The sequence below is a fragment of the Cobetia sp. Dlab-2-AX genome (genome assembly GCF_024124625.1).
GTDB lineage: Bacteria > Pseudomonadota > Gammaproteobacteria > Pseudomonadales > Halomonadaceae > Cobetia.
In genome coordinates, this window is the sequence record NZ_JAMXRV010000007.1 from 109,116 (window position 1) to 123,846 (window position 14,731).

General features: G+C 63.8%; 11 protein-coding genes. 9 read left to right on the forward strand and 2 right to left on the reverse strand.

What is annotated here, in order from left to right; genetic code table 11:
- Positions 1–184 precede the first annotated feature (184 nt).
- Together NH396_RS12680 and NH396_RS12685 are read left to right on the forward strand one after the other, a co-directional pair.
- Complete coding sequence (locus tag NH396_RS12680) at positions 185–2,701, forward strand: penicillin-binding protein 1A (RefSeq protein ID WP_253064136.1); 2,517 nt, start codon at positions 185–187, stop codon at positions 2,699–2,701.
- A 263-nt stretch (positions 2,702–2,964) separates the two neighbouring features.
- Entirely contained in the window at positions 2,965–3,687 is a 723-nt protein-coding gene (locus tag NH396_RS12685; protein WP_253064138.1) for a DUF481 domain-containing protein, read from the forward strand.
- 173 nt (positions 3,688–3,860) lie between these two features.
- On the opposite strand, the gene NH396_RS12690 is transcribed toward NH396_RS12685, so the two are convergent.
- A complete protein-coding gene (locus tag NH396_RS12690; protein WP_253064140.1) occupies positions 3,861–5,129 on the reverse strand; it encodes a malic enzyme-like NAD(P)-binding protein in 1,269 nt (422 codons plus the stop codon).
- 513 nt (positions 5,130–5,642) lie between these two features.
- A complete protein-coding gene (gene rpmE, locus NH396_RS12695; protein WP_176678021.1) occupies positions 5,643–5,855 on the reverse strand; it encodes a 50S ribosomal protein L31 in 213 nt (70 codons plus the stop codon).
- 240 nt (positions 5,856–6,095) lie between these two features.
- Between rpmE and NH396_RS12700 the strand changes: the two genes are divergently transcribed.
- The 7 genes from NH396_RS12700 (at position 6,096) to ubiE (ending at position 14,726) form a co-directional block, all read left to right on the forward strand.
- Positions 6,096–8,354 (forward strand): primosomal protein N', encoded by a 2,259-nt coding sequence (locus tag NH396_RS12700; protein ID WP_253064142.1) that lies wholly within the window; start codon positions 6,096–6,098, stop codon positions 8,352–8,354.
- Between the two features lie 240 nt (positions 8,355–8,594).
- A complete protein-coding gene (argS, locus tag NH396_RS12705; protein WP_253064144.1) occupies positions 8,595–10,280 on the forward strand; it encodes an arginine--tRNA ligase in 1,686 nt (561 codons plus the stop codon).
- A 3-nt stretch (positions 10,281–10,283) separates the two neighbouring features.
- Positions 10,284–10,949: an SPOR domain-containing protein gene (locus NH396_RS12710; protein WP_253064146.1), complete on the forward strand. Its 666-nt coding sequence runs from the start codon at positions 10,284–10,286 to the stop codon at positions 10,947–10,949.
- A 331-nt stretch (positions 10,950–11,280) separates the two neighbouring features.
- Complete coding sequence (gene hslV, locus NH396_RS12715) at positions 11,281–11,802, forward strand: ATP-dependent protease subunit HslV (protein WP_253064149.1); 522 nt, start codon at positions 11,281–11,283, stop codon at positions 11,800–11,802.
- 1 nt (position 11,803) lies between these two features.
- On the forward strand, positions 11,804–13,129 hold the full coding sequence (gene hslU / locus NH396_RS12720; RefSeq protein WP_176678024.1) for an ATP-dependent protease ATPase subunit HslU: 1,326 nt from the start codon (positions 11,804–11,806) through the stop codon (positions 13,127–13,129).
- 344 nt (positions 13,130–13,473) lie between these two features.
- On the forward strand, positions 13,474–13,833 hold the full coding sequence (locus NH396_RS12725) for a DUF971 domain-containing protein (RefSeq protein WP_253064247.1): 360 nt from the start codon (positions 13,474–13,476) through the stop codon (positions 13,831–13,833).
- 146 nt (positions 13,834–13,979) lie between these two features.
- Positions 13,980–14,726: a bifunctional demethylmenaquinone methyltransferase/2-methoxy-6-polyprenyl-1,4-benzoquinol methylase UbiE gene (ubiE, locus tag NH396_RS12730; RefSeq protein WP_043332974.1), complete on the forward strand. Its 747-nt coding sequence runs from the start codon at positions 13,980–13,982 to the stop codon at positions 14,724–14,726.
- Positions 14,727–14,731: the final 5 nt, after the last annotated feature.

Here is a 14,731-nt window from a genome sequence, read left to right on the forward strand (position 1 = left end):
TTGCCGCGACACCCTCTATCATTCCAGGATGTTACATTATGTTTCCCAGAATAACACAACAGGCGCGCAAGTCAGGGTTCAACGCTGGCCGCACCTGAACCCGCTACTTATAATGCCCCAGCAATGGAATTGCCAATCACCGCGCAGCCACTCGCTTTTCTTACCCACGGACCCTGTCTTGCCCATGAAGCTATTGAGACGACTATTTTCGCCAGTGTTCTGGCTGCTGCTATCACTATGTGCCGCGGGACTTCTGGCCATCGTTGGCGCTTCGCTGTACTTCTCGCCAGGCCTGCCCGACGTCCATCAGCTTCAGGACACCAAGCTGCAGACGCCGCTTCGCATCTATACCCGCGATGGCAAGCTGATCGGCGAATACGGTGACCAGCGCCGCATCCCGGTCACCTACGACGAGATTCCCGAGACCTTCGTCGACGCCCTCCTCGCCGCCGAGGACAGCAACTTCTTCTCCCACCCGGGCATCGACCCCAAGGGGCTGGCGCGCGCGGCCGTGCAACTGGCCTCCAGCGGCAGCATCCAGTCCGGTGGCAGTACCATCACCATGCAGGTGGCGCGCAACTATCTGCTGACGCTGGACCAGACGTTCACGCGCAAGATTCGCGAGATTCTGCTGTCGCTGCAGATGGAAGAGATCCTCTCCAAGCAGGAGATCATGGAGCTCTACGTCAACAAGATCTTCCTGGGCCATCGCGCCTACGGGATCGCCGCCGCTGCGCGCACCTACTACGACAAGTCCCTGGATGAACTGACACTGGCCGAGCAGGCCATGCTGGCCGGCCTGCCCAAGGCGCCGTCGAGCTTCAACCCGCTGACCAATCCGCAGCGCGCACTGATCCGTCGCAACTGGATCCTGCTGCGCATGAAGGAGCTGGGTTACATCGAGCCGCAGGCCTATGACGAAGCCGTCAAGGCGCCGATCACCGCGGCACGCCACTCCTCCAGACCGGAGGTGCAGGCACCCTACGTCGCGGAAATGGCGCGCAGCTTCGCCGTCGACCGCTTCGGCGACAAGGCCTACACCGACAACGTCCGCATCACCACGACGCTGGATAGCTCGCTGCAGCCAATGGCACGTGATGCGCTGATCAAGGGGCTGATCGCCTACGATACCCGCCACGGTTGGCGCGGGGTCGAGGAATCCGACATCGCAGCCTCCCTGGCGGAAGCCCAGGACCAGACCGATCAGGCCGGCCTCGAGGAAGAGCTCTCCAAGTCACCGGAAGTGCTGGAAACCGCCAGGCAGGCGGCCCGGAAGAGCGAGAAGCGTATCGCCGGCATCGATCGTGATGTCTCGAACTGGCTGAAAGTTCTCGATCGCACCCCGGACTACGGCCCGCTGAAGGCCGCCATCGTGGTGGAAAGCACCGGCAAGCAGATGAAGGTACTGCTGGCCGACGCCACGGTCGTGACCCTCGACTGGGACGGCCTGAAGTGGGCACGCGAATACAAGAGCGCCAAATGGCGTGGCGGCGTGCCGAGTTCGGCCGCCGAGATCGCCAAGACCGGCGACCTGGTGCGCGTGATCAAGCAGGATGACGGCTACCGTCTGGGCCAGCTGCCGGATGCGCAATCCGCCATCGTCTCACTGGACCCGGAAAGTGGTGCCATCCTCGCCCTGCAAGGTGGCTTCAGCTATTCCGCCAGCAAGTTCAACCGCGCCATCCAGGCACGCCGCCAGGCAGGCTCGATCTTCAAGCCGTTCGTCTATCTGTCCGGGCTCGAGCAGGCCGGCATGTCACCGGCGACCATCATCAACAACGCCCCCGTCGTGCTTCAGGATGGCGGCAAGGTATGGCGCCCGGAAAATGCCGGCGGCAAGTTCACCGGCCCGACCCGCATCCGCGTTGGCCTGTATCGCTCGCTGAACCTGGTCTCCGTGCGTCTGCTGCAGACGGTCGGCCTCGACAAGACCCTCGACTTCCTGGTCAAGCTGGGCTTCCAGCGTGACGAGCTGCCCAATGGCCTGTCACTGGCCCTGGGCAGCGCCTCACTGACCCCGCTGGAGATGGCACGCGGCTACGCCGTGCTCTCCAATGGCGGCTTCCGTGTCGAGCCCTGGTACATCGATACCATCACGCGTGGCGATGACGAGACCGACTACGAGGCACATCCGGCGGTCGCCTGCGCCAACTGTGCACCGGGCATGGTCACCGTCAATCGTGACGGTCGCCAGTACCCGCTGGCCGAGCGTGTCGCCTCCCCCGAAGCCATGTACCTGATCCGTGACATGATGCAGGATGTCATCAAGCGCGGTACTGGCCGTGGCGCGCTGACGCTGGGTCGCGATGATCTGGCTGGCAAGACCGGTACCACCAACGATCAGCGCGATGCCTGGTTCTCCGGCTTCAACAGCAAGCTGGTGGCCACTGTCTGGGTCGGCAAGGACTCCAACGACACCCTGGCCGAGTATGGCGCCCAGGCTGCCCTGCCCATCTGGGTCGACTACATGCGCGGCGCCCTCGAGGGCATGCCGTCCTCCACCATGGAGCGTCCGGACAACATCGTGACGGCGACCATCGACCCGGACTCTGGCAAGCGCCTGCGCAGCGGCCAGTCCGGCGGCATCAGTGAGCTGTTCCGCAAGGATAATCTGCCACCCTACAAGGAACGCACCATCCGCAAGGAACTGGAGCAGGAAAGCGGTTCGGAAGGTACCGGAACTTTCGAGGCCATCTTCTGATCTGATCTCCAGCCCTCGCCCACCAACCTAATCGGCAGGGGGAGAGCCCAAGGAAGAGCGGCCGCTGGTCGCTCTTCTGCCATCTGAGCATTCAAAAGGCTCCCCCGTGTCGCGCCCCACTGGTAGCGTGCGGATGATGCGCCAGGCCGCCTCGCTCAGCACGCGTCATCTCGCAAGTCACATTCCCGATGATGATGTCATGCCACAACCATGCCGGAGTTCGCATGCTTCACCCACTGCCCACACTGCGCAGGACCGCGTTTATGTGCCTGGCCCTGCTTCCCCTCGACACGGCTGTCGCAGACGACCTCTTCTATGCACCACCACCCGCCAGCGAGGACTCTGAGCCCTTCAGCGGCCAGGCCGAGCTGGGCTTCACCAAGCTGTCGGGCAACTCGAACAGCGAGACCCTGCTGGGCAAGACAAGCCTGTCCTGGCACCTGAAGCCCTGGACTCACACCTTCCGAGTGGAGGCCAAGCGCGTCTCCAGCAGCGGCGAGACCACGACCGACAAATACCTGGTCGGCCAGCGCGAGCGCTACGACCTCAGCGACGACCACTACGCCTTCGGCCTGCTGCGCTGGGAGAAGGAGCGCTTCTCCGGCTACAACCACCAGGTCACCTCCATCGTCGGTCAAGGCGTCACACTGCTGGATGGCCCCGAACACAACCTATCCCTCGAGGCCGGGCCGGGCTATCGTTTCGATGACATCACAGCGGGGGATCACGAGAACTACCTGCTGGGCTATGGCGCCATGGACTATCGCTGGCAGCTGTCCGACACCTCCAAGTTCGAGCAGCAGTTCTCGGCGGAGGCCACGCGCGAGAACGTGATCAGTCGCAGCTATACCGCGCTGACGGTCGCCATCAATGCAAGCCTCGCCCTCAAGCTCTCGCATGAGATCGAGAACAACACCAACCCGCCCGATGAATCGGACGCCAACACCGATACCACCACGGCGGCCTCCATCCTCTACAGCTTCTGAGCAAAGCCTACCCTCGCCTAGGCACAAACCATGCCTGCCGGTGGCTCATCCCCGCAATGCATGACGGAAAGCAGCCACCAACAAAAAGCCCTCCCCGGAGGCTCCGGCGAGGGCTTTTTCATATCTTGCATCACCTTGGCGACGCTACCAACCGGCCATCAGGCCGTAGGCACTCAACCGTAGACCTGGTCTGTGCTGGTCAGCGGGTAATGCGCCGGGAACGGCTTGCGCGCGACACCGGAATCGATGGCCGCCTGGGCCACAGCAGCCGGCAGACGCTCGAGAAGACGCGAGTCCATCGGCGTCGGGATGATGTAACCCGGGCCGAATTCGAGGCTATCGATCTCGTAGGCATCCAGCACATCCTGGCTGACCGGCTCACGCGCCAGGTCTTTCAGAGCGTGGACGGCAGCCAGCTTCATCTCTTCATTGATACGCGTCGCACGCACATCCAGCGCGCCGCGGAAGATGAACGGGAAGCCCAGCACGTTGTTGACCTGGTTCGGGTAGTCGGAGCGACCTGTCGCCATGATGACGTCCGGGCGTGCTTCGCGAGCGGTATCCGGGTGAATTTCCGGATCCGGATTGGAGCAAGCAAAGACGATCGGGTTGGCGGCCATCTTCTTGAGCTGCTCAGCCTTGAGCAGGTTCGGGCCGGACAGGCCGACGAAGACGTCGGCGCCATCGATGGCGTCGTCCAGCGTGCGCAGCTCGGTCTCGGTGGCAAACATCGCCTTGTACTGGTTCAGGTCGTCCCGGCCGCTGTGGATCACGCCCTTGCGGTCGAGCATGAAGATGTTCTCGACCCTGGCACCACTGGCGACCAGCAGCTTCATGCAGGCGATGGCGGCAGCGCCGGCACCCAGGCAGACGATACGCGCGTCTTCCAGCTTCTTGCCGGCGATATCCAGGGCATTGAGCATGCCGGCCGCGGTGACGATGGCGGTACCGTGCTGATCGTCATGGAAAACCGGGATGTTGCACTGTTCGATCAGCGCCTGTTCGACTTCGAAGCACTCCGGTGCCTTGATGTCTTCCAGGTTGATGCCACCGTAAGTGGTATGGATGCGACGCACGGTGTCGATGAAGGCCTGCGGGCTTTCCGCATCCACTTCGACATCGACGGAGTTGATGCCAGCGAAGCGCTTGAACAGCACGCCCTTGCCTTCCATGACCGGCTTGGAAGCCAGCGGCCCCAGGTTGCCCAGGCCAAGGATGGCAGTCCCGTCAGAGATGACCGCGACCAGATTGCCCTTGCCGGTGTACAGGTAGGCGTTTTCCGGGTCGGCGGCGATTTCGCGGCACGGCTCGGCAACGCCCGGGCTGTAGGCCAGCGCCAGGTGCTTGGCGGTCTCGGTCGGCTTGGTCAGCTCGATGGAGAGCTTCCCGGGAATCGGTTCGGCGTGATATTGCAGTGCTGCTTTCTTCATGGCATCAGACATGCGTGTCATCCGGTATTTTGGCGGGGGTTGGCTGCTCCAGAATATAGAAAAAGACACTTCTGAACAACCGACGCAACTTGCTGTTATGCATGACTTTAAAACGATCGTTTAAAAAATGTTTTAGCCATTCGTCTAACGTTATGGATGCCCTATCCAGCCATAAACCTTTCCTTATCACTGACAGGATTTCTCGTCGATTTTGCCCCTTGCTGACGCCACGATTCGCGCAAGATCCTCGATTTTCGACCGCTCACCGACGCAACCCACCATTCCAGCGCGCTTGATGCAGAGGCAGAGCAGAAAAAGTGCCAAATCGGAAACAATCTTTCCCTTCAGCAAGCGCAGCGCAGAGGTGACATCTTCGCAAGGGCATCTCGAATCAGCTGTCGTGGTCGCGGCCCTCTTCAGAGGGGCCTGAACGACAGGCACAAAAAAACCCGCTCGTGAGCGGGTTTTTCGTCCATGACGCTGCAAGAGGCGCAGCGCCATGAAAGCGACAAGCAGCTGAAGGTATCAGCGCTTGATGGCAGCACCGAAACGCTTGTTGAAGCGCTCGACGCGACCACCGGTGGTAGCCTGCTTCTGCTTGCCGGTGTAGAACGGGTGGCACTCGGAGCACACGTCAAGCGCGAAAGCCTGCTTGGAAGTGGTACCGATTTCGTGCTGCGCGCCGCAGGAGCAAGTTGCGGTCTGGCGCTGGTAGTCCGGATGGATACCCTGTTTCATGATGTGTAACCTCAGGTCGCTGTGCACCGCCACCTGATCACTTGCCAGGCACCGTACACGGGTTTTGGATTGAACCGGTCATTCCGCCGTTTCCGACGGAAGGCCGCGCATTTTACCAGTCATCTGCCGCAAGACCAAACTTTGTGCCGTTTATTGCGAGCAACACTCTGTAGACTGCGTGCCACGGCATATTCCCGTTTTCCTGAATGCTTCATATCACCTCATATCCGGATACCTTGCGTGCCTGACACTACCGACAAGACTGCGACTCACCTGCCGGGACCTGTGCTGGGCATCGCGATTCCCGGCCCGCTGCGCGATCTGTTCGACTACCTGCCATCCCGCCAACCGCCCCGCCACGGCTGGCAGGTGGGCCTGCGCGTGCGCGTCGAATTCGGGCGTCGCCAGCTGGTCGGGGTGATCGCCGAGCTGCGCAGCGACTCAAGCTTCCCCATCGACAAGCTCAAGCCAGTCAGCGAAATCATCGATGACGAGCCGCTGCCGGCCGACTGGTTGTGGATATGTCAGTTTACCGCGCGCTATTACCAGCACTCGCTCGGCGACACCTTCGCCCAGGCGATGCCCTCGCTGCTGCGTCAGGGGCGCGCCCTGGAGGCGCGTACCCGTGAGCGCTGGACGCTGACCGACAAGGGCCGCACCACCGAGCCGGCAAGCCTCGGGCGAGCCACCCGCCAGATCGCGTTGCTGGGACTGCTCGCCCAGCATCGTCATGGCCTGGTGCACAGCGCCATCACCGCCCAGGGCTTCACCCGCCAGCAACTGGAAACCCTGCGCGGTCGCGGCTACATCGAATCCCGCGAGGAGCCGGTGACCGGCGCCACGCCGGAGCAGGCCAGCAAGGGCGTGCTCGCCGAACCCAGCCTGGCCCTCAACGATGAGCAGGGTCGCGCCCTCTCACGTCTGCACGACGGTCTGAGTCAATTCTCACCCACGCTGCTGGAGGGCGTGACCGGCTCCGGCAAGACCGAGGTCTACCTGCAGCTGATCGAGGCGGTGCTGGACCGCGGCGGCCAGGCGCTGGTGCTGGTGCCCGAGATCGGCCTGACGCCCCAGACGCTGGAGCGCTTTCGCAGACGCTTCCGTGTGCCGCAGGTGATGCTGCACTCCGGCGTCAGCGATGGTGAACGCCTCGATGGCTTCGAAGCCGCCCGCAGCGGCCGGGCGCGCATCGTGATCGGTACCCGCTCCGCCATCTTCACGCCGATGGCCAGACTCGGCGTGATCATCGTCGACGAGGAACACGACGGCTCCTTCAAGCAACAGGACGGCCTGCGCTATCACGCTCGCGATCTGGCGCTGGTGCGCGGCAAGCAGGAAGGCATCCCCGTGGTGCTCGGCAGCGCCACGCCATCCCTTGAGAGCCTGCGCCATGCCCGCGAGGGGCGCTTCACGCATCTGCACCTGCATCAGCGCGCCGGACGCAGCCAGCCGGCCCGACTGCATCCGGTCGACCTACGCGGCCGCATGACGCTGGGCGGTCTCTCGACCCAGAGTCTGGAAGCGATCGAGAAGCGCCTCGCCCAGGGCGATCAGGTGCTGGTATTCATCAATCGACGCGGCTTCGCGCCGACCCTGACCTGCCATGCCTGCGGCTGGATCGCCGAATGCGACAACTGCGATGCCCGCATGACCCTGCATCGCCATCCGCCCCAGCTGACCTGCCACCACTGCGAGCGCACCCGCCCGCTGCCGGACGCCTGCCCGGCCTGTGGCAGTGGCGACGTTCGCCCGCAGGGCGCAGGCACCGAGCGTACCGAAGAGCTGCTCGGCGAGAAATTCCCCAACGTGCCGGTGCTGCGCATCGACCGCGACAGCACCCAGCGCAAGGACGCCATGAGCGAGGCGCTGGCGGTGATCCGGCGCGGTGAGCCCTGCCTGCTGGTCGGCACACAGATGCTGGCCAAGGGCCACCACTTTCCTCACGTTACCCTGGTGGTGGTAGTCAACGCCGACAGCGGCCTCTACGCCGCCGACTTTCGCGCGCTGGAGCAGTCCGCGCAGCTGCTGGTGCAGGTCGCGGGTCGCGCCGGACGTGCCGAGCGTCCCGGCGAGGTATTGATCCAGACCCGCCACCCGGAAGACCCCAACCTGCTGACACTGATCCAGGCCGGCTACCCGCAGCTGGCGGGAGAGTTGCTCGAGGAACGTCGCATCGCCCAGCTGCCGCCCTTCAGCCATCTGGCGCTGCTGCGCGCCGAGGCCAGCGACCAGCAGCAGGTCGAGCAGTGGCTATTGAAGGTGGGTAGCGCCCTGCGCCAGCACCTCGAGGCTGCCAATCTCAAGGTGGATTGCCTCGGCCCGGTTCCCGCGCCGATGGAGCGTCGCCAGAATCGCTATCACGCCCAATTGCTGTTGCGTTGTGCGAAACGCGGTCCATTGCATGAAGCGGCGGCCTGGCTGGTGACGCTCTGCGAGCAGGACCGCGACGCGCGCCGCCTGCGCTGGTCGCTGGATGTCGATCCCATCGGCATGGCCTGAGCTCATTGCCAGCGGCGTGACAGCCCTGCACGCCGCTGGCGATGAACTGACCACTATCCCTGCTGGGCGCGGAATGCGGCGCGATTGATCACGACGGTTTATGCAAGCCCCAGGATCGGTGATAATGCCCGCCATCGTGCAGCGACATCCGCACTCCCCCATTGCCCGCAGGCCTGATGCCTGCAACCGCCTGCTGTATGGCACGCGGTGCGACCCGAGCCGTGAAGAGACCGATATTCCATGAAAGAGACGATCATCGAACTGCTGGGCCAGGCCCTGGAAACCCTCAAGGCCGACGGCACCCTGCCGGCCGACGCCAGCCCGCAGATCAAGGTCGACCCGACCAAGGACAAGAGCCACGGCGACTACGCCAGCAATCTGGCGATGATGACGTCCAAGGCCGCCGGCATGAAGCCGCGCGATCTGGCCGAGAAGCTGATCGCGGCGCTGCCGGCCTCCGATGCCGTCTCCAAGGTCGAGATCGCCGGCCCCGGCTTCCTGAACTTCTTCGCTGACACTGGCGCGGTAGCCGACATCGTGCGTCGCATCTTCAGCGAAAACGACAGCTTCGGTCACAGCGACGTGGGTGCCGGCGAGAAGGTGCAGGTCGAGTTCGTCTCCGCCAACCCGACCGGCCCGCTGCACGTCGGCCACGGCCGCGGCGCCGCGGTCGGCGACGTGCTGTGCCGCCTGCTGGCCGCCACCGGCCACGATGTCACCCGCGAGTTCTACTACAACGACGCCGGCGCCCAGATCAACAATCTGGCACTCTCCGTCCAGGCACGCGCCAAGGGCCTGGGCCCGGATGACGCCAGCTGGCCGGCCGACGGCTATCGCGGTGACTACATAAGCGAACTGGCCGCCTCCTACATGGCCGGCGACACCGTCGAAGCCGATGGCAAGCAGGTCACCGGCGCCGCGGATGCCGACGACCTGGAGGCCATTCGCGTCTTCGCCGTCGCCTATCTGCGTCACGAGCAGGACCTCGACCTCAAGGCTTTCGGTGTCGAATTCGATGTCTACTTCCTCGAGTCCTCCCTCTACAGCGACGGCAAGGTCGAGGAGACCGTCAAGCGTCTGGTCGACAACGGCTATACCTACGAAGACGATGGCGCCATGTGGCTGCGTACCACCGACTTCGGTGACGACAAGGACCGCGTGATGCGCAAGCGTGACGGCGGCTACACCTACTTCCTGCCCGATGTCGCCTACCACCTCGACAAGTGGCAGCGTGGCTTCACCCAGGTCATCAACGAGCAGGGTGCCGATCACCACTCCACCGTGACCCGCGTGCGTGCCGGTCTGCAGGCTCTGCAGGCGGACATTCCCAAGGGCTGGCCGGACTATGTGCTGCACCAGATGGTCACCGTGATGCGCTCCGGCGAGGAAGTGAAGCTCTCCAAGCGTGCCGGTAGCTACGTGACCCTGCGCGACCTGATCGAGGAAGTCGGCCGCGACGCGACCCGCTACTTCCTGGCCGCACGTCGCGCCGACTCCCAGCTGACCTTCGACATCGATCTGGCCCGTTCCCAGTCCAATGACAACCCGGTCTACTACATCCAGTACGCTCACGCCCGCGTGCATAGCGTGCTGCGCAAGGCCAGCCGCGAAGAGAAGCCCTTCGACGAGGCCCTGGCCATGGCGCAGCTCACCCTGCTGACCAGCGATCAGGAAAAGGCCGTGATGAACCGCATGGCGCAGTTCCCGGATGTCATCGCCCACGCCGCCAAGGTCCGCGAGCCGCAGCAGCTCGCCCAGTACCTGCAGGACCTCTCCTCCGACTTCCACACCTGCTACAACGCGGTGAAGGTGATGGTCGAGGATGACGCGACCCGCAATGCGCGCCTGGCCCTCGGCCTGGCGACCGCTCAGGTTATCCGCAACGGCCTGGCCCTGCTGGGTGTCAGCGCTCCCGAGGAGATGTAAGCCATGGCTGCTCGCCGCCCCGCCAACAAGAAGCCCGCCTCCCGCCAGGGGGCGAGCCCCCGTCGGCAACCCGCTGCCAGCCAGAGTCGTGGTCTGCCCGGCTGGCTGTGGGGCATCATCGGTCTGATCGCCGGCTTCGCTCTCGCGCAATACTTCGAGAAACAGGCTCCGCGTCTGCCGGTCGCGGCCATCGTTCCCAAGGCCAACACTCAGCAGAGCGGGCAGCAGAACGGACAACAGAACGGGCAGCAGGCCGTCAAACAGGGCAACCAGCAGCAGAAGGAAGCCGCCGAAGAGTCCGCCGGCAACATGCCGACCTTCGAGTTCTACACCCTGCTGCCGGAAACCGAGGTGATCGCGCCCAAGGTGGATGAGTACAAGTCCACGCCGCGTCCGGGCAGCGCCGAGAGCACCAAGAAGACCGAGGCCTCGCTGACCAACTACATGTTGCAGGCGGCGTCCTTCCGCGAGATGAGCGATGCCAGGAAGCTGGCCGGCAAGCTCAAGGACCTTGGCCTGCTGGCCAAGGTCAGTGACGTCAATGCTTCCGGCGGCACTGTCTGGCACCGGGTGCAGGTCGGCCCCTACAAGGACACCCGCGAGCTCAATCGCGCCCAGGACCTGATGAACACCCAGGGCATCGAGCCCCTGTTGATCAAGCTGCAGTAAGCCAGGCGTGAGCCTTGCGACAGACGGGCCCGCTCATTTTTGAGCGGGCCCGTTGCATGAGGGCGCAGACCGGGGCCGGTCGCAGTCAACGCTGAGTCGCCGATGACTTGAAACCCGTATCGGCGCCCCCATCTACAGCATTCCGGTGAGACATCAGGCCCGCGTGCCGCCCATCAGGCGGTGCAGGATCGCGGCAAGCAGTGGCAAGCGCCAGACTGACGATCACCACCCGTTTTACGCGACGAGGCCACGGCCTCGTCTGCCCAGAAATGCCATGCCCGGCCCCGTTCACCTTATTCCAATCGCCGGCATGCTCTCTCAGGAGTTATCCATGACCACGATCGTCTCCGTGCGTCGCAACGGCCAGGTCGCCCTGGCTGGTGACGGCCAGGTATCCCTTGGCAACACTGTCATGAAAGGCAACGCCGCCAAGGTGCGTCGTCTGTATCGCAATCAGGTACTGGCCGGTTTCGCCGGTGGTACCGCCGATGCCTTCACGCTGTTCGAACGCTTCGAAGCGCAGCTCGAGAAGTATCAGGGCCAGCTGGTGAAGTCCGCCGTGGAGCTTGCCAAGGAGTGGCGCTCAGACCGCGCTCTGCGCAAGCTTGAGGCCATGCTGGTGGTCGCCGACAAGAACGCCTCCTTGATCATCACCGGCAATGGTGACGTGGTCGAGCCCGAGCACGGCGTGCTGGCCATCGGCTCCGGCGGCAACTACGCCGAAGCCGCTGCACGCGCCCTGATCGAGAATACCGAGCTTTCCGCCCGCGAGATCACCGAGAAGTCCATCTCCATCGCGGCCGACATCTGCGTCTTCACCAACCACAATGCCATCATCGAGGAGCTGTCCTGAGATGTCCCAGATGACCCCGAAGGAAATCGTCAACGCCCTCGACCAGCACATCGTCGGCCAGCCGGAAGCCAAGCGTGCCGTGGCCGTCGCCATGCGCAACCGCTGGCGTCGCATGCAACTCAATGACGACCTGCGCCCGGAAGTCACGCCGAAGAACATCCTGATGATCGGCCCGACCGGTGTCGGCAAGACCGAGATCGCCCGTCGTCTGGCCAAGCTGGCCGGTGCGCCCTTCCTCAAGATCGAGGCGACCAAGTTCACCGAGGTCGGCTATGTCGGCCGTGACGTGGAATCCATCATCCGCGACCTGGTCGAGGTCGCGATGAAGCTGGTACGCGAAGATGCCATGAAGGAAGTGCGCGACAAGGCCGAAGATGCCGCCGAAGAGCGCATCCTCGACGCCCTGCTGCCGCGTGTGCGTGGCGAAGAGTACGACGCTGCCGCCAACAACAGCAGCACGCGCCAGATGTTCCGCAAGAAGCTGCGCGAAGGTCAGCTGGATGACAAGGAAATCGACATCGAGCTGAGCCCGGCCAGCCAGAGTCTCGATTTCGCCACCCCGCCGGGGATGGAAGAGATGACCAGCCAGCTGCAGTCCATGTTCTCCAACATGGGCAAGCAGCAGAAAGAGAGCCGTCGCATCACCGTCAAGGAAGCGCTCAAGCTGGTTCACGAGGAAGAAGCGGCCAGAATGGTCAGCGATGAAGACCTCAAGAGCCGTGCCATCGAGGCCGTCGAACAGAACGGCATCGTCTTCCTCGACGAGATCGACAAGGTCGCCAAGCGTGGCGAATCCGGCAGTGGCGGCGATGTGTCCCGCGAAGGCGTGCAGCGCGATCTGCTGCCGCTGATCGAGGGCTCCACCGTGTCCACCAAGCACGGCATGGTCAAGACCGACCACATCCTGTTCATCGCCTCCGGTGCCTTCCACCTGTCCAAGCCGTCGGACATGATTCCGGAGCTGCAGGGCCGTCTGCCGATCCGTGTCGAGCTCAACGCCCTGACGCCGGAAGACTTCAAGCGCATCCTGACCGAGCCGTCCGCCGCCCTGATCCGTCAGTACAAGGCCTTGCTGGCGACCGAAGGCGTCGAGCTGAGCTTCGCGGACGATGCCATCGAGCGCATCGCGCAGATCGCCTATCAGGTCAACGAAGGCACCGAGAACATCGGCGCCCGTCGTCTGCACACCGTGATGGAGCGCCTGCTGGAAGAGATTTCCTACGAGGGCGGTGATCAGGCCGGCGAGCTCAAGGTCGATGCCGCCTATGTCGATGCCCGCCTGGGTGATCTGGCCCGTGATGAAGACCTGTCGCGCTACATCCTCTGACGACACGCTCACGCGCCTGACAGCCCCTCATGGAAGCCAGTCCCGTTCCTGAGGGGACTTCTGACGCCCGATCCGGCTTGGCCCGGATCGGGCGTCAGTGCATCATGCGCACAAGACACATCGACCGGCCAAGCGCCGCGCTCGACGCCTATCTGCCTTCGCCATGCCGCCCTGCGCATACACGCCGCCGCGCGGCATGCAAGCCCGAGGATGCCCCGATGAGCCACGACACCCCCAGGAACTCCGCCGCGTCCCACGACGCTGATCCCAGCGGCCAGCAACGCGACTACCGCCTCAACGAGCGCCATGCCCGCGATGGCGAAGAGGCCCCGGTACCGACACGAGTGCACTACCACAAGTCACAGCGCGAACTGGAACTGGGCTACGCCGATGGCCAGAGCTTCCGCCTGAGCACCGAATTCCTGCGCGTGATGTCGCCGTCGGCGGAAGTGCGTGGCCACGGTGTCGGCCAGGAAACCCTGCAGGTCGGCATGCGCTACGTCGGGCTGACCAACATCACCCAGAGCGGCCGCTACGCGCTGAAGCTGCACTTCGATGATGGCCATGACAGCGGCCTGTATACCTGGGAATACCTGTGGGAACTGGCCAATCGCCGCGACGCCATGTGGGCCTACTACCTGCGTCAGCTGGAAGAGGCCGGCGCCTCGCGCGAACCACTGGGCATTCCGCTCAACCAGCTGTAAGCCACTGATGTCACTGGCGCGGCAAGATGTCCGAGTCGACGTCTTGCCAAAAGACAGCCCGCTGGCCAGCGGTTACAATCGAGCCACTGCGAAAGCTCACCATATCGTGCTGACGTCGCCACGGCGGCGTCACAACAGGGGAAGTCATGGACAAGCGTACGACTCACTTCGGTTATCAGGAAGTTGCCGTGGACGAGAAGGCAGGCCGCGTCGCGGATGTCTTCCACAGTGTCGCCGCCAAGTACGACGTGATGAATGACCTGATGTCGTTCGGCATCCACCGTCTGTGGAAGCGCATCACCCTGGAGCGTGCCGGCGCCCGCCCCGGCCAGTCGGTGCTGGACATCGCCGGCGGCACCGGTGACCTGACGCTGAAGTTCTCGCGTCTGGTCGGCCCGAAAGGCCGCGTGGTGCTGGCCGACATCAACGCCTCGATGCTCAACGTCGGTCGCGACAAGCTGCTCGACCGTGGCGTCGGTGGCAATGTCGAATACGTACAGGCCAATGCCGAAGCCCTGCCCTTCCCGGACAACACCTTCGACATCATCACCATCGCCTTCGGGCTGCGCAACGTCACCGATCAGGCCAAGGCCCTGCGCTCCATGCAGCGCATCCTCAAGCCGGGTGGCCGCCTGCTGGTGCTGGAATTCTCCAAGCCGGTCAACCCGCTGCTGTCCACCGCCTACGACCAGTACAGCTTCCGACTGCTGCCGAAGATGGGCGAGATGGTCGCCGGAGACGCCGACTCCTACCGCTACCTGGCCGAGTCCATTCGCATGCACCCCGACCAGAAGACCCTGGCCGGCATGATGGAAGAGGCCGGTCTCGAGCGTGTCGAGTACACCAACCTGACGGGCGGCATCGTCGCGTTGCACCGCGGTATCAAGCTCTGAGGCTG